This window comes from Sphingobium sp. GW456-12-10-14-TSB1 (genome assembly GCF_059424385.1).
In genome coordinates, this window is the sequence record NZ_JBWKZI010000001.1 from 2,132,132 (window position 1) to 2,153,503 (window position 21,372).

At 64.2% G+C, this 21,372-nt stretch carries 19 protein-coding genes and 1 tRNA gene; 9 read left to right on the top strand and 11 right to left on the bottom strand.

Translation table 11 applies throughout. The features are described 5' to 3' along the window. Positions 1-21: 21 nt before the first annotated feature. The 4 genes from AC07X9_RS10405 to dapA all read right to left on the bottom strand — a co-directional run bounded on the left by AC07X9_RS10405 (position 22) and on the right by dapA (position 4,567). A complete protein-coding gene (locus AC07X9_RS10405; protein ID WP_017182831.1) occupies positions 22-2,451 on the bottom strand; it encodes a hybrid sensor histidine kinase/response regulator in 2,430 nt (809 codons plus the stop codon). Positions 2,452-2,498: 47 nt separating this feature from the next. Then, complete coding sequence (locus AC07X9_RS10410; RefSeq protein ID WP_017182832.1) at positions 2,499-3,095, bottom strand: DUF2062 domain-containing protein; 597 nt, start codon at positions 3,093-3,095, stop codon at positions 2,499-2,501. A gap of 3 nt (positions 3,096-3,098) precedes the next feature. Continuing rightward, entirely contained in the window at positions 3,099-3,581 is a 483-nt protein-coding gene (gene smpB / locus AC07X9_RS10415) for an SsrA-binding protein SmpB (protein WP_017182833.1), read from the bottom strand. Between the two features lie 107 nt (positions 3,582-3,688). After that, positions 3,689-4,567 (bottom strand): 4-hydroxy-tetrahydrodipicolinate synthase, encoded by an 879-nt coding sequence (gene dapA, locus AC07X9_RS10420; protein WP_017182834.1) that lies wholly within the window; start codon positions 4,565-4,567, stop codon positions 3,689-3,691. Positions 4,568-4,666: 99 nt separating this feature from the next. Between dapA and AC07X9_RS10425 the strand changes: the two genes are divergently transcribed. Both AC07X9_RS10425 and greB read left to right on the top strand, forming a co-directional pair. Beyond that, the gene (locus AC07X9_RS10425; protein WP_026002330.1) at positions 4,667-6,754 is read left to right on the top strand and encodes a lytic transglycosylase domain-containing protein; all 2,088 of its coding nucleotides are present in this window, start codon (positions 4,667-4,669) and stop codon (positions 6,752-6,754) included. Positions 6,755-6,835: 81 nt separating this feature from the next. After that, a complete protein-coding gene (greB, locus tag AC07X9_RS10430; protein ID WP_019052976.1) occupies positions 6,836-7,321 on the top strand; it encodes a transcription elongation factor GreB in 486 nt (161 codons plus the stop codon). 116 nt (positions 7,322-7,437) lie between these two features. Here greB and AC07X9_RS10435 read toward each other — a convergent pair whose 3' ends face one another. The 4 genes from AC07X9_RS10435 to aspS all read right to left on the bottom strand — a co-directional run bounded on the left by AC07X9_RS10435 (position 7,438) and on the right by aspS (position 11,784). After that, the gene (locus tag AC07X9_RS10435; protein WP_017182837.1) at positions 7,438-7,623 is read right to left on the bottom strand and encodes a hypothetical protein; all 186 of its coding nucleotides are present in this window, start codon (positions 7,621-7,623) and stop codon (positions 7,438-7,440) included. 74 nt (positions 7,624-7,697) lie between these two features. Then, a complete protein-coding gene (locus AC07X9_RS10440) occupies positions 7,698-9,011 on the bottom strand; it encodes a methyl-accepting chemotaxis protein (protein ID WP_017182838.1) in 1,314 nt (437 codons plus the stop codon). Between the two features lie 84 nt (positions 9,012-9,095). After that, entirely contained in the window at positions 9,096-9,887 is a 792-nt protein-coding gene (locus tag AC07X9_RS10445) for a polyphosphate kinase 2 family protein (RefSeq protein WP_017182839.1), read from the bottom strand. A 112-nt stretch (positions 9,888-9,999) separates the two neighbouring features. Next, the gene (gene aspS, locus AC07X9_RS10450; protein ID WP_017182840.1) at positions 10,000-11,784 is read right to left on the bottom strand and encodes an aspartate--tRNA ligase; all 1,785 of its coding nucleotides are present in this window, start codon (positions 11,782-11,784) and stop codon (positions 10,000-10,002) included. Between the two features lie 125 nt (positions 11,785-11,909). Here aspS and rnd point away from each other — a divergent pair, with 125 nt between their 5' ends. The 3 genes from rnd (at position 11,910) to AC07X9_RS10465 (ending at position 14,037) form a co-directional block, all read left to right on the top strand. Next, a complete protein-coding gene (gene rnd, locus AC07X9_RS10455) occupies positions 11,910-13,076 on the top strand; it encodes a ribonuclease D (RefSeq protein WP_017182841.1) in 1,167 nt (388 codons plus the stop codon). A 147-nt stretch (positions 13,077-13,223) separates the two neighbouring features. Beyond that, entirely contained in the window at positions 13,224-13,553 is a 330-nt protein-coding gene (locus tag AC07X9_RS10460) for an I78 family peptidase inhibitor (protein ID WP_026002331.1), read from the top strand. A gap of 94 nt (positions 13,554-13,647) precedes the next feature. Continuing rightward, complete coding sequence (locus AC07X9_RS10465; protein ID WP_017182843.1) at positions 13,648-14,037, top strand: nuclear transport factor 2 family protein; 390 nt, start codon at positions 13,648-13,650, stop codon at positions 14,035-14,037. A 94-nt stretch (positions 14,038-14,131) separates the two neighbouring features. Here AC07X9_RS10465 and AC07X9_RS10470 read toward each other — a convergent pair whose 3' ends face one another. Further along, positions 14,132-14,917, bottom strand: a complete 786-nt coding sequence (locus tag AC07X9_RS10470) for a TerC family protein (protein ID WP_017182844.1) — start codon at positions 14,915-14,917, stop codon at positions 14,132-14,134. A 215-nt stretch (positions 14,918-15,132) separates the two neighbouring features. Here AC07X9_RS10470 and AC07X9_RS10475 point away from each other — a divergent pair, with 215 nt between their 5' ends. Continuing rightward, positions 15,133-16,137, top strand: coding sequence for a class 1 fructose-bisphosphatase (locus AC07X9_RS10475; protein WP_017182845.1), 1,005 nt, complete (start codon positions 15,133-15,135; stop codon positions 16,135-16,137). Positions 16,138-16,530: 393 nt separating this feature from the next. Next, positions 16,531-18,378 carry an acyltransferase family protein gene (locus tag AC07X9_RS10480; protein WP_017182846.1) on the top strand — a complete coding sequence of 616 codons (1,848 nt, stop codon included), beginning with the start codon at positions 16,531-16,533 and terminating at the stop codon, positions 18,376-18,378. 3 nt (positions 18,379-18,381) lie between these two features. On the opposite strand, the gene AC07X9_RS10485 is transcribed toward AC07X9_RS10480, so the two are convergent. After that, on the bottom strand, positions 18,382-19,275 hold the full coding sequence (locus AC07X9_RS10485; RefSeq protein ID WP_017182847.1) for an N-formylglutamate amidohydrolase: 894 nt from the start codon (positions 19,273-19,275) through the stop codon (positions 18,382-18,384). Between the two features lie 154 nt (positions 19,276-19,429). Here AC07X9_RS10485 and cpdR point away from each other — a divergent pair, with 154 nt between their 5' ends. Further along, positions 19,430-19,807: a cell cycle two-component system response regulator CpdR gene (cpdR, locus tag AC07X9_RS10490; RefSeq protein ID WP_017182848.1), complete on the top strand. Its 378-nt coding sequence runs from the start codon at positions 19,430-19,432 to the stop codon at positions 19,805-19,807. Positions 19,808-19,816: 9 nt separating this feature from the next. On the opposite strand, the gene AC07X9_RS10495 is transcribed toward cpdR, so the two are convergent. Beyond that, positions 19,817-21,148, bottom strand: a complete 1,332-nt coding sequence (locus tag AC07X9_RS10495) for a dicarboxylate/amino acid:cation symporter (RefSeq protein ID WP_017182849.1) — start codon at positions 21,146-21,148, stop codon at positions 19,817-19,819. A gap of 127 nt (positions 21,149-21,275) precedes the next feature. On the opposite strand from AC07X9_RS10495, the gene AC07X9_RS10500 reads away from it, so the two are divergent. After that, positions 21,276-21,350 (top strand) — tRNA-Val (locus tag AC07X9_RS10500). The last annotated feature ends 22 nt before the right edge of the window (positions 21,351-21,372 follow it).

Consider the following 21,372-nt stretch of genomic DNA (forward strand, 5'->3'; position numbering starts at 1 on the left):
CAAGCACAACTTATTCGAGGGTCATTCCGCCACGGGTCGTGTCGCCAGTGCGTCCCGCGCCGCTTCGGCCAGTTGGTTGACCGAGAAGGGCTTGGGGAGGAAAGCGACGTTGGCGATGTCGATCGACTTGCGCAATTGCTCCTCGGCATAGCCCGACATGAACAATACTGGCAGGTCGGGGAAAGCGCGACGCGCCTGCGCCACCATGGCGGGGCCGTCCATATTGGGCATCACCACGTCGGAGATCAAAAGGTCGATCGCGACATCGCCTGCCAGCACCTCCAGCCCCTGCTCGCCGTCGCTGGCGGTCAGCACGGTATAGCCCTGCCGCACCAATGCCCGTTCTGCGACGGCACGGACCATGTCCTCATCCTCCACCAGCAGGATGGTGCCGGTGCCCCATGTCTCGCTGCGCCTGACCGGCGGCTTGACCGGCGCGACGTCATTCGCATCGGAGCCAGCATAGACAGGCAGGTAGATGACGAAGCTGGCACCGCGCCCCAGTTCGGATTCGGCAAAGATGTAGCCACCCGACTGCTTGACGATGCCATAGACGGTGGACAGGCCAAGGCCGGTCCCCTTGCCCAGTTCCTTGGTGGTGAAGAAAGGCTCGAAAATCTTGGCCAATATGTCGGGCGGGATGCCAAGCCCGGTGTCCGATACGCGCAGCGCGGTATAGTCCCCCGCCGGCAGGATTTGCTGGCGCATTTCGCGCACCTTGATCGCGGGCACGGCATAGGTCTGGATATTGAGCGTGCCGCCTTCGGGCATGGCATCGCGGGCATTGACCGCCAGATTGACGATCACCTGTTCCAGCTGGCCGGGATCGGCGCGCACCGCGCCCAGATTGCGCCCATGGCTGACGTCCAGCTTCACATTTTCGCCCAGCAGGCGTTTCAAAAGATTGGAGACGTCCGCCACGATGTCGGGCAGTTGCAGGATCTGGGGCCGCAGCGTCTGCTGGCGCGAAAAGGCGAGCAATTGCCGGGTCAGGCCGGCGGCGCGATTGCTGTTCGATTTGATCTGCTGAATATCGTCATAGTCGCTGTCGCCGGGCGTATGCCGCATCAGCATCAGGTCGCAATGGCCGATGATGGCGGTCAGGATATTGTTGAAATCATGCGCGACGCCGCCCGCCAGCTGGCCGATCGCCTGCATCTTGGTCGCCTGCGCCACCTGCCGCTTGAGCTTGGATTCCTCGCTATTATCCTTGAGCGAGAGGAGCACCGCCGCCTCGCCCAGCCCGCGCACGCCAGCCAGGCTCAATGCGATCGGCTCGTCAGGCTGGTCCCGCATGCGCACGGCTATGTCGCCCGACATTTGCGGCCCCACGGCAAAGCGCCGCACCGCGTCGGCCACCGCCGCCTGATCCTCCCGCACAACCAGATCGCCGGGATAGCTGGGCTTGTCGCCGGGTTTGAGGCCAGCGACCCGCGCAAAGGCATTGTTGAGGAACAGCACCCGCCCGTCGCGGTCGGCCATGGCCAGGCCAAAGGGCAGCAGCGACAGCAGGGTTTCGATGTAGGAAAGCGCCGACGTGCCGCCGCCGCCCGCCGGTTCGTCGATCAACAGCAGCAGCATCGGCCCGTCCTGCGCGCTGACCTGCGCCGCCATGCCGTTGCCCTGCGTCACCCGCTTCAACGGCACCTGTAGCAGGCGCAGCGGCAGGCCGCCCTGCTCTTCGCGCGCCAGGAACAGTCGCCCCTTGTCATCCACGCGCATATGGCCGGCGAAATCGCGCCCGGTGATATTGGCGTCGATCCGCCCGGCGGCGCGCAGCAGGAAGGCGCCATTGGCGGCACGGATGCGGCCTTCGCCACCGATCATCACCGCCATCACGCCCGCCTCGCCCAGCTGGCGGCCCGCTTCGCCGGTCAGGAAGCGGTTGACGTCGTCCAGCGCGCTGGGCTGGCGCACCGGGGCAAAGCGCCAGAGCAGATAATCCTCGGCCCGGCCGGTACGCACCACCTCCGCATCCAGCCGCAGCGCGCCCTGCGCGATCCCGCCGACCTTCGCCTCCCCATCGCGCCAGGCGGCGCGGGCAGCGACCGACAGGCTTTCGGTGAGTGCCGGATCGCCGGTGATGCCGGGCGGGGTGGGATAGCCGGCGAACCATTCGCCAAACAGGTCGCTGGCGCAAACCAGCCGCCCGGCGCGATCGGTAACGGCGATCGCCATACTGGATGCGTCAGCGGCAGCGCGGGCGACCGTCCAGTCGGGGATCGCTTCCTTGTCGGAAAGTTGCGGCGGATAAAGGCGGCGATACCAGGCCATGAGCGCCGCGATGGTGAGGACGGTGGCCGCAAATCCGCCAGCCAGCAGCCAATTGTCGATCGCATAGAAAATCAGCCCGGCCGAAAGTGCCGCCGCCAGCAGCAAAAGCGGCAGGGCAAAACCCGATCGCGACTGGGTCAGCCACGCATCCCCATTGCTGTTCACCCGCGCGGCCATGGGCGGCCCTTCCCCTGCATCGACACTGTCAAACCCGCTTGCCCATCCTAGAGGACAGGAGCTGGTTTCTCCAATGCGCTGCTTTTATGGGCCTTGCCAATCCTCAATTTGCGCGCCTGCCATTTGCGGCCCATGCGATGACGCCAGACCCAGTCGGCAATGACATAGCCGATCGCGGCCGCAACGATCGAGATGATCGAGAGACCCAGCAGCAAGGCGGGCGCTGCTTCGGACACCAGCCAGGCGGCCCATTGGCCAATCGTGGCATGATGATCCACCAGCGTCATGAAGCCCGATGCGTCCGCGCTGCGGCCCAGCATCCAGTTGCCGATATAGACCGACAGCCACAGGATCAGCGGCGTGGTCGCGGGATTGGACAGGAAGGTCATGGCGGCCGCGACAGGAATATTGGCGCGGAAGGGCAGCGCCAGCAGCGCCGCGCCTGCAATCTGCACACCGGGGATCAACAGGAAGATGCCGACCAGCAGTCCCAGTGCCACGCCGCGGGGCACCGACCGGCGCGTGAAGCGCCACAGCGACGGTTCCAGCACGCGGTGCGCGACGGGCGCGAGGAACCTGTTATGCTCCAGGCTTTCGCGCGTCGGCGCATTGGCGTGCCACCAGCGGCTGAGGCGGTTGTCCATGGCTCAGCCCTTGTCCCGCATGATGCGCTGCTGGTCGCGCTTCCAGTCGCGGTCCTTGATCGTTTCGCGCTTGTCGTGATTCTGCTTGCCCTTGGCCAGCGCCAGTTCGATCTTTGCGCGGCCCTGGCTGTTGAAATAGACCATCAGCGGCACCAGCGTCATGCCCTGCCGCGACACGGCGCTGTGCATCTTGTGGATCTCCCGCTCGTGCAGCAGCAGCTTGCGGGGGCGTTTGGGTTCGTGATTCTGGCGATTGCCGTGGCTGTATTCAGGGATGTTGCTGTTCACCAGAAACACCTGATTGCCCTTCACCTCGGCATAGCTTTCGGCGATCGACCCTTCGCCGCCGCGCAGCGCCTTCACCTCTGTCCCCTGCAGGGCGATGCCCGCTTCGAACACATCTTCGATGAAATAGTCAAAGCGCGCGCGCCGGTTTTCGGCGACGATCTTTTTCTTGTCGAAGGTAACGGGACGGGGGCGGGCCATTAATCTACTTTTTCATCCGTTCGGTTCGAGAATCCTGAGCCTGTCGAAGGGCGAGAACCCTTCCCGCGCAGTTCTCGACAAGCTCGAACCGAACGGAGATGGGCCTTCTATACCAGCCCCGCAATTTCCAGCGCGCGGTCGACCGCGGCCCGGCTGGATTCCGACGGCCAGGTGATTGGCAGGCGGACGTCGCCGGGCATGTCGGGCCGCACGCGCGTAAGGGCATATTTAACAGGCCCGGGTGAAGAATCGCTGAACAGGGCATCATGCAAGGGGTAAAGACGATCCTGCAACGCCAAGGCACCATCCCAGTCATGCGCAGCGCAGGCCGCCTGGAAATCGGCGGTAAGGCGCGGCGCGACATTGGCGGTGACGGAGATGCACCCCTTGCCACCCATGGCGTTGAATCCCAATGCGGTTTCGTCATTGCCCGAAAGCTGGCAGAAATCCGGGCGGCAGGCGAGACGCTGTGCGCTGACCCGCCCCAGATTCCCGGTGGCGTCCTTGATCCCCACGATCGTCTGAAATTCTTCCGACAGGCGGTGGATCACCGGCACGCCGATGTCGGTGATGGTGCGGCTGGGGACGTTGTAGAGGACGATCGGCAGCGAGCAGCGTTCGGCGAGATAGGCGAAATGCTGATAGACGCCGTCCTGATTGGGCTTGTTGTAATAGGGCGCGACCACCAGCGCGGCATCCGCCCCGGCCCCTTGCGCGGCATACATATGATCGAGCGCGATCCGCGTGTCGTTGGAGCCGCAACCCGCGATCACCGGCACGCGCCCGGCGGCCTGATCGACGCAGATGGCGATGACGCGATTATGCTCCTCGACCGTCATGGTCGCGCTTTCGCCGGTGGTGCCGCAGGGGACGAGCGCGCTTGATCCTTCGGCGATCTGCCAGTCGACCAGCGCGCGAAACGCCGCCTCATCCACCGATCCGTCGCGAAACGGGGTCACCAGAGCCGGAATCGAGCCGGAAAACATGATTAAACTCCTTCAATTCTCCGGCCGGCCGGGGCATGATCAGTCAAGCGGCGCGCTATAGCGCGTCATTCAGGCGCTGATAAGGATGCATTTGCGATAATGTCCAGCATGGCGACGCCCCGAATGATTGAAAGTTACATTATCCGTATGCCCCTTGTTGCACTGTTGCTGTTTACCGCCGGCGCAAGCGCCCAGACCGAAGGCCCAGCCCCCGCGTCAGCGCCCGCCGACCCGCCCGGCGCCGTGGTCCAGCCGCTGCCCGCGCAGGACACGCCGGGGGCGCAATGGAACAGGGTGGCGTCCCGCGTCGGCATGGCCAGCGACGGCACGATCGGCGCGACGATCGACCAGTGGCGCGCGCTGCAGCAAAGCGACGGGCTGGGCTTTTCCACCTATGCAAGCTTCATCACCGCCAATCCGGGCTGGCCGGGTGAGGACAGGATGCGGCGGCTGGCCGAAACCGGCATCAATCCTGACAGCTATGATCCCCGGCAGGTCACGGCCTTCTTCGCCCGGTTCCCGCCGCGCACCGCGACCGGCCACGCCCGCAACGCCACCGCGCTGATGCAGATGGGGCGGACGGACGAAGCGCGGGTCGCCGCGCGCAATGCCTGGATTAGCGGCAGCCTGAGCGCTGCGGACGAAGCGCGATTGCTGTCTCTCTTCGGGTCCGGCCTGACGCCTGCCGATCACGACCTGCGCGCCGACATGCTGCTGTGGGCCAACGACACGGTCGGGGCGACGCGCATGCTGGCCTATGTCTCGCCGGGCAGGCGCGCCGTCTATCAGGCGCGCATCGCCTTCCGCCGCAAGTCGGCCGACGCTGCGATGCTGATGCAGGCCGCCGAACCAGTTGGCGCGAGCGATGCAGGCTTTATCGCCGACAAGGCGTTGTGGCTGCGCGACAGCGGCAACTGGGTCGCGGCACGCCAATATCTCGCCAATCGCGGCCCGCTCAGCTATCGCCCGACCAACGTCGAGAAATTCTACGAAATATTGCTGGGACAGGCGCGCGCCGCGGCCAATGACAGCCAGTGGAGCTTTGCCTGGGGCATCGCCAGCAAGATTGACGATGCCGTGCCGCCGGGCGTCGACCTGTCCGACCAGCCGATCGGCGTGCGGGACGATTATACCAGTCTTGCCTGGCTGGCCGGGACGACCGCCTTCTACAATCTCAATCGTCCGACCGACGCGGTGGCGATGTTCCGCCGCTATGCCGATGCGGCCAAATCGCCCCAGACCAGGTCGAAAGGCTATTATTGGGCCGGTCGCGCCGCGCTTCAGGCGGGCGACGCCGCCAGCGCCAACGGCTATTTCACACAGGCGGGCGTCTATCCCGACCAGTTTTACGGTCAGCTGGCGCTCGAACGGCTGGGCCGCCCGATCCCCGCGCCCGCCACGGTCGAGCGCCCGGTGCCGATTTCCGCCGCCGAACGCGCCGCGTTCGACCAGCGATCCGTCGTTCGCGCGGTCAAGGCGCTGGGGCAGATGGGCTATTGGCAGGATCAGGGCAAATTCGCCCGCGCCATCGCCAACAATGCCGACAGCGACACCGATCATTATCTCGCCGCGGAACTGGCCGAAAAGATCGGCCGCACCGACATGAGCGTCATGGTCGGCCGTCGCGCCGTTTCCAGCGGCCTGACCGGCTATGGCGAAAGCGCCTTCCCGCGCGTGCCCGTGCCGCCCACGGCGCAATATAACTGGACCATGGTGCATGCCATCGCCCGGCAGGAAAGCCAGTTCGACAAGCAGATCGTCAGCCATGCAGGCGCGCGCGGACTGATGCAGCTGATGCCCGGCACGGCGCGCGAACAGGCGGGCAAGCTGGGTCTGGGCTACAATCCCGCCTCGCTCAACGATCCCAGCTACAATATCATGCTGGGTTCGGGCTATTTCCAGCGGATGCTGGACTATTATGGCGGCAGCTATCCGCTGGCGGTCGCGGCCTATAATGCCGGGCCGGGCAATGTGAACAAGTGGATCCGCGCCAATGGCGACCCGCGCCTGCCCGGAGCGGACATGCTTCGCTGGATCGAGCAGATCCCGATTTTCGAGACCCGCAACTATGTGCAGCGGGTGCTGGAAAATGCGGTCGTCTATGAAGCAATGAACCCGGAACGGGCGAAATTTCGCGGGACCAGCGCGGTGCTGAGCCGCTATCTGGGGAAACAGACGCCGGGTTGAGAGGCCTATCGTCGCCCCCTTCGCCCTGAGCAAAGCGCAAGGCTTCGACAAGGTCCGCCCGAACGGTTATGGGATCGAGGGATGACGACCCCCTATCCCAATTATATCTCGCCCGAAGGCTTTGCCAAATTGCGCGCGGAATATGACCATTTGCTGGGCGTCGAGCGCCCCGCCATCGTCGAAGTCGTGAGCTGGGCGGCGGGCAATGGCGACCGCAGCGAAAATGGCGACTATCTCTATGGTCGCAAGCGGATGCGCGAGATCGACTTTCAGCTGAAGCGCCTGTCCAAGAAGATGAAGGACGCCAAGGTCGTCGACGCCCGGCAGCAGGGCGACAAGAGCCGCGTCTATTTCGGCGCGACCGTCACCATCGCCGATGAGGATGACAATCACCGCATCGTCACGCTGGTCGGCAATGACGAAACCGACATCGAGGCAGGCCGGATCGGCTGGTCCTCCCCCATTGCCCGCGCCCTGCGCGGCGCGGCCATCGGCGACTTGCGCCGCGTGATGCTGCCGTCGGGCGAGAAGGAATATGAGGTGATGGCGATCCGCTATCCGGACTGAGCCGCGCTTGCGCGGTGCAAGGCGCGCGCCCGCCGCCCGATAGCAAGCCACCCATGGCGGGCGTCACGACAGGATGCCGTGCCGCCCGGTCATGGCGAACAGAAGCGAGACGGCGTCTAGTCGTGCGGGCGCAGCGAGCGGTTGAGGCTTTCGAGCACTTCAGCGATCGGTTCGGTCACGGTCACGCTGCGGCCTTCGCCAAAGCGGATGCGCGTGCCGTCATTGACCGACGAGACGAAGGTGACTTGCGACGCGTTGACGGCGGTTTCAGTGCGGTCAGTGCCCACGAACATGACGAGCATGGCTTCCTCTCCTTTTTATGGACGCACAGCCTATCGCCATTTGCGCGCGACGCCAGAGGGATTTCTACGGATCGTCAGGTCGCGCCGATCGCCATGATGAAGCCGCCCGCGCGCGCTTCCAGCCGATGAGCCTCTCCGGCTAGTCTTTGTGCCACCGACTGCATCGCGCGCGCACCCAGCACGGTCGCGTCCGCATTGCCGCTGATCGCCTGCGCGCCGGAGCGGATATGGTCGCTGGACGACCCCGCTTCCGCCACGCTTTCGGCAATGGCGCGGCTGAAAGCGGCCTGGCGGGCGACCGCGTCGAACAGCGAAGCCGACAGACGGTCGGCGCGGGCCATGGCCGCATCCATATGCATATGGCCCGCCGCCACGTCAGCGACCGTCGCGCGGACATGCGCGATCCGCCCGGCGATGCCCGCCGCGGCATCGCGCGTCTGTTGGGCCAGCGACTTTACCTCGCGCGCGACCACGGCAAAGCCCTTGCCCGCATCACCCGCCCGCGCCGCCTCTATACTGGCATTGAGCGCCAGCATCGCCGTCGCGCCCGCGATGCTGTCGATCAGGGCGACGACTTCGCCGATATTCTCCGTCTCGCTCCGCAGCGCCTCGCCCTGCGCCATGCCTGCGCGGCTGCGCGCGGCGGCATCGCGCATCGCTGCGCCCGCATCGCGCGCCTCGCTCTCCATCGCCTGGAATATCTGACCCAGTTCGACGCCGCCCGCCGCGATGCTCGCCAGCCGATCGGCCGTCTGCGCCGCGGCGACCGCCATCGCCGCACTGTCCGCGCCATCGCCCGCCGCACGCTCCGCCGCCTGCGTTGCGAGCGCCGACAACTGGTCGGCCATGGCCACCATGTCCGCGATCAGCAACGCGACATCGCCCTGAAAGCCAGCACTTTCGCGCCGTATCTGCTCGACCCGTTCCGATCGCGCCAGCGCCACCTGCGCGTCGCGCTGCGCCGTCAGGCGCAGCAACAGGGTGCCGTCCAGTACGCCTGCATAGCGCCCGTCGTCCGTGACGATCAGCCCTTCGCACCCGGTCCCCTGCGCGGCATAGAGATCGACCAGCCGATCGAGGCCCGCACCCCGGTCCACAAGGGCACAGGGGCGGACATGATCGTCCAGCCGCCCGCCGAAACTGGGGTTGCGCAGCAAGGCATGGCCGAAGGGGTTGAACAGGATGCGGCGCATGTCGCGCTCATAGATCGCGCCGACGGGCCGGTCGCGCGCGTCCAGCACCGGCAGCAGGCGCAGGGCGGAATCCCGCTGGAAGCAATCGACCGCCTCACTGAGCGGACGCCCCAGCCAGATAACCGGCTTGTCCTGCGCCAGGGGCAGGCTGACCAGGCCGGGCGCGTCCGGCGGGATTATGGGGGCATGAAACATGGCCAGAGCCTTAGCCGCCCAATGGTAAACGAGCCGTTAGAATTTCATGACATTTTTGTTACAAGTAACTGTTTTCACTGAATTTTATGCGGATTTGGCCGGGCGATAGCCAAAGGCGTCCTGCGCGAGCTTGACGACCGCGGGGTCGGCCGCCGGGAAATCCATCGGGACGAGTGCTTCCAGTCGTTCCGCCACATAGGTCAGCGCGGCGATGCGACCGCTCTTGCGGTGATTATTGTCAATGACATGCCAGGGCGCATGTTTCGTGTCGGTCTTTTTGAACATGGCGTGCATCGCATCCAGATAGTCCGCGCGCCTGGCCCGGTTGCGATAGTCGTCCGCGCCGGTTTTCCAGCGCTTCCACGGGATGTCCAGCCGCTCGGCCAACTGCTTGTCCTGCGTGTCCTGAGTGATGTGGACGAAGAGTTTGACGATGTTCATGCCAGCGTCGATCTGCTGCTTTTCGAACGCGTTGATTTCGTCATAGCCGCGCTTCCAGTCGGCCTTGCTGCAAAATCCCTCGACCCGCTCCACCAGCACCCGGCCATACCAGCTACGGTCAAAGACCGCGATGTTGCCGCTGGCGGGCAGGCGCGTCCAGAAGCGCCAGAGGAAATGATGGTCGCGCTCCACCTCATTGGGCGCGGCGATGGGATGGACATGATAGTAGCGCGGATCCCAGTCGGCCGACATCCGCTTGATGATGCCGCCCTTGCCCGCTGCGTCCCAGCCCTCCAGCAGAATGACGCTGCGGCGCTTGTGCAGGATATGGGCGACCTGAATCTTGGCGAGGCGTTGCTGGAGCGCAGCCAGCGCCGCATCATAATCGCCCGTGAATTTGGGCGCATCTTCGTAGGTCGCGAGGTCGATGGTCATGGGCAGCTATCCTCAATCGTCATGCCGGACCTGATCCAGCATCCAAGGCGACAGGGACAGTGTCCGACACCCTGGATGCTGAAGCAAGTTCAGCATGACGAAAAAGGAAAACTCAACCCTTCGCCTGTGGCTCCACCACGCGCACATGCAGTTCGCGCAGCTGCTTGAATTCGGCGGCGCTGGGTGCGCCCATCAGCAGGTCTTCCGCCTTCTGGTTCATCGGGAAGAGCGTGATTTCGCGCAGATTCTGCGCCCCGCACAGCAGCATCACGATGCGATCGACGCCCGCGGCCATGCCGCCATGGGGCGGCGCGCCATATTGGAAGGCGCGGTAGAGGCCGCCGAAGCGATCCTCCACATCCTGCTGGGACAGGCCGACCAGTTCGAACGCCTTGACCATCAGTTCGGGCGACTGGTTGCGGATCGACCCCGACGCAATTTCGAAGCCGTTGCAGACCATGTCATATTGATAGGCGTTGATCGTCAGCGGGTCTTGCGTGTTCAGCGCCTCCAGACCGCCCTGCGGCATGGAGAAGGGGTTGTGCGCGAAATCGACCGACTTTGTGTCCTCATCATATTCGTAGAAGGGGAAGTCGACGATCCAGCACAGGGCGAACCGATCCTTGTCGATGAGGTCCAGCGTTTCGCCGACGCGGGTGCGGGCAAGGCCAGCCAGCTTGGCGGCCTGCGCTTCCTTGCCAGCGGCGAAGAACACGCCGTCATTGTCGCCAAGACCCAGCGCCGCGATCAGCTTTGCGGTCGCTTCCTCACCATGATTCTTGGCGATCGGGCCGCCGGGCACGCCATCCTTGATGTTGATATAGCCAAGGCCCGAATAGCCCTCGCCCCGCGCCCAATTGTTCATTTCGTCGAAGAATTTGCGGCTGCCCGCGCCAGCACCGGGTGCCGGGATCGCGCGAATCCGGGCGCCGCTTTCGACCAGCGACGCGAAGATGCCAAAGCCGGAGCCGACGAAATGGTCGGTCACATCGACGATTGCGATCGGGTTGCGCAGGTCCGGCTTGTCGCTGCCATATTTCAGCAGCGCTTCGGCATGCGGAATGCGCGGGAAGCTGCCGGCCGGGGTGACGGGCTTGCCGTCGGCAAATTGTTCGAACACCTGGGCGATCACCGGCTCCATCGTGTCCCACACTTCTTCCTGGGTCACGAAGCTCATTTCCAGGTCGAGCTGGTAGAATTCGCCCGGCAGCCGGTCGGCGCGCGGGTCTTCGTCACGGAAGCAGGGGGCGATCTGGAAATAGCGGTCGAAGCCTGCGACCATCAGCAGCTGCTTATATTGCTGGGGCGCCTGCGGCAGAGCGTAGAATTTGCCGGGATGAATACGGCTGGGCACCAGAAAGTCGCGCGCGCCTTCCGGGCTGGACGCGGTCAGGATCGGCGTCGAATATTCGGTAAAGCCCGCGCCTTCCATCCGGCGGCGCATGTCCGAAATGATCTTCGTGCGCTTGACGATATTGGCGTGCAGCGTTTCGCGCCGCAGGTCGAGGAAGCGGTAGCGCAGGCGGATGTCTTCGGGATAGTCCTGCTCGCCCGCGACCGGCAGCGGCAGTTCCGCGGCAGTCGACAGGACGGTGACGGCATCGGCCACCACTTCGATCGTGCCGGTTTCCATCTTGGGATTGGTCGCTTCGGGACCGCGCGCCACGACCGTACCGTCGATCGTCACCACCGATTCGAGACGCAGCCCCTCCAGCACGCGCAGCGCTTCGCTATCCGCCTTCGCCACCATCTGGGTGATGCCATAATGGTCGCGCAGGTCGACGAACAGCACGCCGCCATGGTCGCGCTTGCGATGCACCCAGCCGGACAGGCGCACGGCCGTGCCGACATCGGCTTCACGAAGGGCGCCGCAAGTATGGGTGCGATAGGCGTGCATGGCGTTTTGGTCTTTCAGCTTCGTTTTACGGAAATGACAAAGCCCTGACGGCAGGCTATGGGCATAAGGTCACTACGACCAGCCCGCCAGGGAGCGGGCCTGCCCATAATAAGATCGATGACCATATGCAAATCCATCCGCTGATTACCGACAGCAAGACACTTTCCGATTTCTGCGCCCGCATCGCCAAATCCCCCTATGTCGCCATCGACACGGAATTCATGCGCGAAAACAGCTATTGGCCCGAACTCTGCCTGATCCAGGTGGCCGACGCGGACGAAGCCGCCGCCATCGACCCAAAGGCGCCGGGCATCGACCTGAAGCCCCTGCTCGACCTGATGGTCGACAATGAGGATGTGCTGAAAATCTTTCATGCCGGCGGACAGGACATAGAGATTGTCTATAATCTGACCGGCAAGACCCCGCACCCGATGTTCGATACCCAGATTGCGGCGATGGCATTGGGCCTTGGCGAGCAGATCGGCTATGGCAATCTGGTCGAGGCGTGGCTGGGCGTACAGCTGGACAAGGGCGCGCGCTTTACCGACTGGGCGCGCCGCCCGCTCGACAAGCGCCAGATCGACTATGCCATCGGCGACGTCACCTATCTGATCCAGATTTTCCCCAAGATGCTGGAAGAGTTGCGCAAGACCGGGCGTGGCGACTGGCTGGACCAGGAAATGGAGCGGATCAGCGATCCCAGCCATTATGAAACGCTGCCCGAAGATGCGTGGAAGCGCGTCCGCATCGCCAGCAAGAAAGCCGATGTGCTGGGTCGCCTGAAAGCGCTGGCGGCATGGCGCGAGATCGAGGCGCAGGACAAGAATCTGCCGCGCGGCCGCATAGTCAAGGATGAGACGCTGGCCGACATTGCCAGCCATCCGCCGCGCACGCAGGATGATCTGGGCAAGGTGCGCGGCCTGTCCGCGACCTGGCGCACCAATGACATCGGCGCGCGGTTGATGGCGGCGCTGGGCAAGCAGCAGCCGCTCAGCAAAGATGAAATGCCCGACCGGGAGCCGCGGCGTCCGGGGCTGGGCAAGGATGGCGCTCTGGTCGCGGACCTGCTCAAGCTGCTGCTCAAGATCCGGTCGCGCGACATCAATGTCGCATCGCGCCTGCTGGCGCGCAGCGATGACATTGAAGCGCTGGCGGCGGGCGTGCGGAACGACCTCTCGATCCTGGAGGGGTGGCGTTACGAACAATATGGCCGCGACGCGGTCGATCTGGTCGAGGGGCGGCTGGCCTTTGCGGTCAAGGGCGGTCGGCTGAAGATGACGCGGACGGAGTAAACAACATCCGTTCGTCCTGAGTAGCCATTGAGCGAAGTCGAAATGGCGTATCGAAGGATGCGTATGCGCGCCATGCTTCGATACGGGCCTTCGGCTTCGCTCAGTCCCTACTCAGCACGAACGGTGTTTGGATAAGGCAACCTATCTATGCGACAGTTCCCAGCCATGTTTCTCGGGTCAGCTTTACTTCTGTCGGCATGTCAGACCGGCGGTATCGAACGTCGCGCAGAAGCACCCGCCGTGCCCGGCAATTGCGACCCGAACGGCCTAGTGCAATTTGTTGGAGACGTTGCAGTCGAACGCTTCATCGGGCAAAAGGCGAGCGCGGAAACCGGCGCGGCGCTGCTGGCTGCATCGGGGGCCAGAACGCTGCGCTGGGGCGGCCCCGGCATGGCGATGACGATGGACTTTCGCCCCGACCGGCTGACCGTCAGCTATGACGAAGCGATGACGATCACCTCGGCGCGATGCGGGTAAACACGACAGCCGTTCGCTTCGAGCGAAGTCGAGAAGCCGACACGCCCCGTTTCTCGACTTCGCTCGAAACGAACGGGCTTTAGGACAATCATCCATGAGCGCCACCGCAGACATCGCCATCCGCATGACCCGCGCGACCTTCAATCGCGCGCTGGCCGACGCGAATCTGGCCGCGATCGGCCCGCTGCTCGCGCCCGACGCCGTGCTGGTCGCGGGCACCGACAGCGCGCTCATCACCGGGCGCAAGGCGCAACTGATTGCCTGGAAACGCGAATTCGCGGCAGCCGAGCGACTGATCTACACCCGCACGCCCGACACGATCCTTGTTTCCCCGGTAGAACCGATCGCCATGGAGCAGGGCCATTGGCAGGGCGTGGCGAGCGGCAGCGGCGAGACGCTGGCGTCAGGCGCCTATAGCGCCAAATGGCGAAACAGGGGCGGCGCGTGGATGATCGAGGCGGAAATTTTCCTGACCCTGGCCTGACCGGCATGGAGCGCGAACTGCCTGGTGGCCGCCCGCAATAGGGGCGAGGCATGGCGTCGGCTTGCCGTCATGCCATCAACCCACCCTCCCCTGATCATGCCCCTTTGCGCTGTTGCGCGCGGCGGGCAAAGATGTTGAGACACTCCACCAGCGTCGAAAAGGCCATCGCCGCGTAGATATAGCCCTTTGGCACATGCACGCCGAAGCCATCGGCGATCAGCACCGCGCCGATCATTAGCAAAAAGCCCAGCGCCAGCATCACGACGGTTGGGTTCCTGGCGATGAAATTGGCGAGCGGATCGGCGGCCAGCACCATCGCACCCACGGCGACCAGCACGGCAATGACCATGACCGCAAGATTATCGGTCATGCCCACGGCAGTCAGGATCGAGTCGAGCGAGAAGATCATGTCGAGCAGGATGATCTGCACGATCGCGCTGCCGAAGGTCAGCGTCGCCACGCTCTTCTTGTCCAGCATATCGTCGCCGCGTGCGGGATCGACATTATGATGGATTTCCTTGGTCGCCTTCCAGATCAGGAACAGCCCGCCCGCGATCAGGATCAGGTCGCGCCAGGAAAATTCGGTTTCAAAGGTCGGCGCGCCATATTGATTGGGCGGGCCGATGATCCCCAGGTCGAACACGGGCGCGGTCAGGCCGACGATCCAGGCGATCATCGACAGCAGCACCAGCCGCATTCCCAGCGCCAGGCCAATGCCGATACGGCGCGCCTTTTGCCGCTGATGTTCGGGCAGCTTGTTCGTCAGGATCGAAATGAACACCAGATTGTCGATGCCCAGCACCACTTCCATCACCACCAGCGCGACGAGCGCAGCCAGGGCGGCGGGATCGGTAAAGGCGGTGAGCAGGCTGTCCATCATGATCCTTCCGTCCGGTCTTTCGGCACGCCAGCGCAACGACAGGAAGGCCCGCTGGTTCCAACTGACACACTTTGTCACATGGGTGCGCTATCATCGGCAAAAGCGCGGTCCAAGCGACTGGACTGGACGAGACCAGTCGCATAGCGAAGGCGCGTTCTCCTTTTCACGCGGCAGCCCCCGGCTGCGGCGCACCAGTCCCAAGCGAAAGGCAGCTCATGGCCAGAACCACCCTCACCCGTTTCCTGATCGAACAACAGCGGCTGGCCAATGCGCTGCCCGCCGAATTGCGCCTGTTGATCGAAACCGTGGCGCGCGCGTGCAAGACGATCAGCCATTCGGTGAGCAAGGGTGCGCTGGGCGAAGTGCTGGGCAGCCTGGACAGTGAAAATGTGCAGGGCGAAGTGCAGAAGAAGCTGGACGTGATCGCCAACGAACTGCTGCTCGACGCCAATGAATGGGGCGGACATCTGGCGGCGATGGCGTCGGAAGAGATGGAAACGATCCACCGCATCCCCAACCGCTATCCCAAGGGTGAATATCTGCTGCTGTTCGATCCGATCGACGGGTCCAGCAATATCGACGTCGACCTGTCGGTCGGGACGATCTTTTCGGTGCTGAAAGCGCCCGACGAATGTGCCGGTCGCGAAGTGACGGAAGAGGATTTCCTTCAGAATGGCCGGGCGCAGGTCGCAGCGGGCTATGCCATTTATGGCCCGCAGACGCTGTTGGTGCTGAGCGTCGGGACCGGCGTATATGAATTCACGCTGGACCGCGAAGTCGGCAGCTGGGTCATGACCGATCCCGACATGAAGATGCCGCAGGGCAAGTGCGAATTCGCCATCAACATGTCCAACCGCCGCCAATGGTCGCCCGGCATCGCCCGCTATATCGAAGAACGGGTGATGGGCGCGCAGGGGCCATGCGGGGTGGACTACAATATGCGCTGGACCGCTTCCATGGTCGCGGACGTCCACCGCATCCTGAAGCGCGGCGGCATTTTCATGTATCCCGCCGACCATCGCACGCCCGGCAAGGCCAAGCTGCGCCTGATGTATGAAGCCAATCCGATGAGCTATCTGATCGAGCAGGCCGGCGGCGCCGCCACCGACGGCTTCATCCCGATCATGGATGTCGACGCCACCAGCCTGCACCAGCGCGTCGGCGTGATTCTGGGCGACAAGGCGGAAGTGGAAATGGTCACAGCCTATGGACGGGAATAGCCGATCGGCGGCGTTCCTGTTCAGCGATGGTCAGAGATAGGAAAAGTGGGGGAGAGCGGAGCGCCGCTCAATCCCCCTTGCTATGGCCTCGCCCTGCCGGTCTTACCGGCGGCCCCTCTCCAGAAACATTTTATATGGCGCGGCTGTAGCGCAATTCGCCTAGACCAAGCCGGAGCCAAAAAAAAGGGCCGATCCGCAGACCAGCCCAAAAAGTTTAGGAGAGGATGCCTGAAAGGCACAGTTCTTGTGCAGCCGGGGCAGAATTTTCGCAAATGCGAAGGATGAAAGCGCGGTTGCGCCAAACGCAATCGCTTGCTGCAATTTTAACCATCCCAACATCCGTTCGAGTCGCCGGTAAAGCAAATGTCAGGGCTTTGCCCCTAAGCGGGGCCGATGCATTATCGCCGCGATATCGACGGACTGCGCGCCCTGGCGATTCTGCCGGTGCTGCTGTTCCACGCCCATGTGCCGGGATTTGATGGCGGCTATGTCGGCGTTGATATATTCTTCGTCATTTCAGGCTATCTGATCACCGGCATCATCGCCCGCGAAGTCGATGATGGCCGCTTCTCGCTCGCGCGCTTTTACGAGCGGCGATTCCGGCGGATCGTCCCTGCGCTGGGGCTGATGATATTGGTGGTGCTGGCGCTGAGCGCCTGGCTCTATCTGCCCGGTGACCTGGAGGGGGTGCCACGGTCCGCGCTGGCCGCCACGCTGTTTGCCTCGAACCTGTGGTTCTTTACCGACACCGGCTATTTCGCGGGGGGCGCGGACGTCAAGCCGCTGCTCCACACATGGTCGCTGGCGGTGGAGGAACAATATTATATCGGCTTCCCGATCCTGCTGATGCTGATTGCCCGCTTCGCCCCCCGCTGGCGAACGGCGGTGGTGATGGCGATTGCGGCAGGATCGCTGCTGCTGTCGATCGCGATGCAGCGCGATACCAGCGGTTTCGCCTTCTATCTGTTGCCGACGCGCGCCTGGGAATTGCTGGCGGGGGCGTCATTGGCGCTGGGCGTCGTGCCCGCGCTAAAGGCCCGCTGGTTGCGCGAACTGGTGGCGTGGGGCGGGATCGCCGGAATCACGTTCGCGGTCGGCTGTTATGATCGCGACACGCTGTTCCCCGGCATCGCCGCCCTCGCCCCGGTGCTGGGCGCGGCGGCGCTGATCCACAGCGCGCCGGGAACGAGCGCGGGACGGTTGCTTGGCCGGGCGCCACTGGTGGGCGTGGGTCTTGTCTCCTACTCGCTCTATCTGTGGCACTGGCCGCTGATCGTGTTCACTGAATATGCGACCGACATGGCCGTTACGGGCTGGACGCGAATCGCGGTCATTGCCGGATCATTTGTCGCGGCGATCCTGTCCTGGCGCTTTGTCGAGCGCCCCTTTCGCGATTCGCAGGCGATGCCCGCGCGCACCATCTTCCGCTTCACCGGCGCGACCATGGCGCTGCTGTGCACCTTGTCGCTGGCGTTGATGGCGGCGGGACCATGGCCATCGCGTTTCGCGCCGACGGTGTTGGCGCAGGCCGCCGGGCGCGAAGACATCAGCCCCGAGCGCAAGCGCTGCCACGACATATTCGCCCGTGGCGCGACGCCATGCGTGCTGGGCGCGGCGGTCCCGCCCGATGCGATGCTGTGGGGTGACAGCCATGGGGTCGAACTGGCCTATGCGCTGGCGCTGGAGGCCAGGGCGCAAGGATGGGCGCTGGTGCAGCGCACGACATCGAGTTGCCCGCCGGTGCTGGGCTATGATGCGCCAAGGGATGCGCGGTGCGCGGCGGCCAATCGCGCCGCATTTGCCGCATTGCGCGCAAACCCCGCCATCCGCCGCGTCTATCTGGCCGCCTTCTGGGCCAATGGCGCGTTTGACGATCCGGCATTCGTGGCGAAGCTGGACCGCAGCATCGCCGCGATCCGGGCCGAAGGGCGGGAGGTCGTGCTGATCGGCGCGGTGCCTCCGCAACCCTTCGACGTGCCGCGCCGCCTTGCCCACCTGGCACGCGCCGGGCGACTGGCAGAGGCGCAAGGCGTCGCGCGGTCCTGGCTGGATGCCCGGACCGTCCATTTGCGCGCGCTATTTGCGCGATGGCAGGCACGGGGCGTCAGGCTGATCGATCCGGCAGTCGCGCTGTGCGATGCCCGGCACTGCGCGATCGAGCAGGGCGGCAAGCCGCTCTATTTCGATTCGCACCATCTGAGCGTAACAGGCGCGCGGCTGGTCATCGCGCGCGGCGGCTGACGCCTATTCGGCCGCCAGCGCATAATCGGCGCGCGGCAATTCATTCGCCAACGCCTGGGCGATGGCCATGATGATCTCCTGTATCCGGGCGAGGCCCGGCCCCGGCTGATCCAGCACGTCATCCAGATAGAGGCTGCGATCCACCTCTATCTGGATCGCGTGCATGCCGCTTTCGGGACGACCATGGCGTTCGATCAGATGATCGCCGGCATAGGGATGGTTTTGCGCCGCGACGATGCCATGGCCCGCGGCGACATCGGCTGCGAGCGTCATCAGCCGGGTGGAGGCGCTGCGCCCGAACCGATCGCCCAGAACGATTTTGGGTGCTTCCTGCCCGGCGGCGGGCGGCGGCAGCGGCGGCATGGAATGAAGGTCGATCAGGATCGCATGGCCAAAGGCGTCGCGCGCTGCCCTCATCAGGCGGGTCAGTTCGGCATGATAGGGCCGGTGAATCGTTTCGATCCGGCGCTGCGCCTCGCTCCACGCCACAGGCTTGTGCCATAATTCATGCGCGCCGACCATGCGGCGGGGGAAAAGGCCCAGCCCGCCGCGCAGCTTGACGCTGCTCTGAAGCGCGGCGTCGCGCGGCGCACCGACGAGCATGGCAGGGTCGATTTCGCGCTCGTGACGGTTGAGGTCGATCAGCGCGCGCGGGGCGCGGGCAAGGACGACGGTGAAGCCGCGCGCGATGAGCGGATGGACCAGCAGGTCGGCCCAGCGATCTTCCAGCCGTTGCAATTGTTGCCGCCGTACCCGCGCTTGCGCCAGCAGTTCGGGCGGATAATCGCGCCCGGCATGGGGTACGGAAAGGATGATGGGCCGGTCGGGATTGGCGGGGCCGAATTGGTCGAAACCCGCCTCTGTCCGGGCGGGAGGACATGGCGCGGGACGATCCAATAAGGCTCCTTTCACCGGCCATATGAGTGGCCGCACCAAAAATGGTTACTTGGCTGGATAATGTTTACACCTTGTCGCATATATCGGACAGGGACGCCACCCTGACGGGGGCATGGGGGACAGGCCGGAAACGGCAATGAGAGTAGCTGGCGCAATGGTTCGCATATTATTGGCGGAAGATGACGAGAGTATGCGGGTCTATCTGGCCCGCGCGCTGGAACGATCCGGCTATGAGGTCGTGGCCGTCGCGACCGGCACCGAAGCCCTGCCTCATATCGCGTCCGACCGATTCGACCTGTTGCTGACCGATATCGTGATGCCCGAAATGGACGGGATCGAACTGGCGCAGCATGCGGCGTCCGTAGCCCCGGACATGCGGATCATGTTCATTACCGGCTTTGCCGCAGTGACGCTGAAGGCCGGGAAGGCCGTGCCGCAGGCCAAGGTATTGTCCAAGCCCTTCCACCTGCGCGACCTGGTGCTGGAGGTTGAACGGATGTTCGGCAGCGAAAGCCTGACCGGGCTGAACTGACCCCGCCCGTCAATCCTCGATCACTTCTTCCATATCGGCCGTGGGGTTGAGCGGGATGCCGGCCATCGCGGCGGTGAGCCGTTCGCGGTCCAGCCCTTTTTCCCACGCTGATACGACGATGGTGGCGACGGCGTTGCCGACAAAGTTGGTGAGTGCCCGAACCTCGCTCATGAAGCGGTCGACCCCTAAAATCAGCGCCATGCCCGCGACGGGCACCGACGGCACGATCGACAGCGTCGCCGCCAGCGTTATGAACCCTGCGCCCGTCACGCCCGCCGCGCCCTTGGACGAAATCATCGCGACGAGCAGCAGCAACACCTGCTGTTGCAGGGTCAGGTCGACATTGCATGCCTGCGCGATGAACAGCGCCGCCAGCGTCATGTAGATGTTCGTGCCGTCGAGGTTGAAGCTGTAGCCGGTCGGCACGACCAGCCCGACCACCGACTTGCGGCATCCCGCCCGCTCCATCTTCTCGATCAGGCTGGGCAGCGCGGCTTCGGACGAGGATGTGCCGAGTACGAGCAGCAATTCCGCCTTCAGGTAACGGATGAGGTGCAGGATATTGAAGCCGGCCAGCCGCGCGACCGTGCCCAGCACCACCAGCACGAACAGCAGCGAGGTCAGGTAGAAGGTCGCGACCAGACCGACCAGATTGGCAAGCGTGCCCACGCCATATTCGCCGATGGTGAAGGCCATCGCCCCGAACGCCCCGACCGGCGCCGCCTTCATCAGGAAAGCGACCAGTTTGAATACGGCATGGCTGGCCGATTCGAGGACCGCCATCAACGGCGCCGCCTTGTCGCCGATCATGGTCAGCGCGATGCCGAACAGGATGGCGACGAACAGCACTTGCAGGATGTTGCCGTCCGCGACCGCCGACACCATGGTCGACGGGATGATGCTCATCAGGAAGCCCGTCAGCGTGGTTTCATGCGCCTTGTGCGCGAAGTCCGCGACCTTGCCCGCGTCGAGGCTTGCCGGATCGATATTCAGGCCAGCACCCGGCTGGACCAGATTGGCGACAATCAGCCCGACAATGAGCGCGAGCGTCGAAAAGGTCAGGAAATAGGCAAAAGCCTTGGCCGCGACCCGGCCGATCGCGCCCAATTCCTTCATTCCGGCAATGCCGGTGACGATGGTGAGGAAAATGACGGGGGCGATGATCATCTTCACCAGCTTGATGAACGCGTCCCCCAGCGGCTTTAGCTGCACGCCCATGTCGGGGAAGAAATGGCCAAGGCTGACGCCCAGCGCGATCGCGATCAGTACCTGAACATAGAGTTGGCGATACCATGGCAGACGCGGCGTCGTCTGGATCGGCGAAGATGGCGATGGCAGCATAGGTCTGGCGTCCCCCTGTTTGCACCGCAGCATATGGGCCGTCCCTGCCCTGTCCAGAAGAATGTCGCACCCCTGCAATTTCCCGCTTGCGCAGGTCCGGTCCCCCGGCTATTGGCCCAACTCCCGTGGGCGTATAGCTCAGTGGTAGAGCACTGTGTTGACATCGCAGGGGTCGCAAGTTCAATCCTTGCTACGCCCACCATGACAAAGCCCGTCGCCTGGTT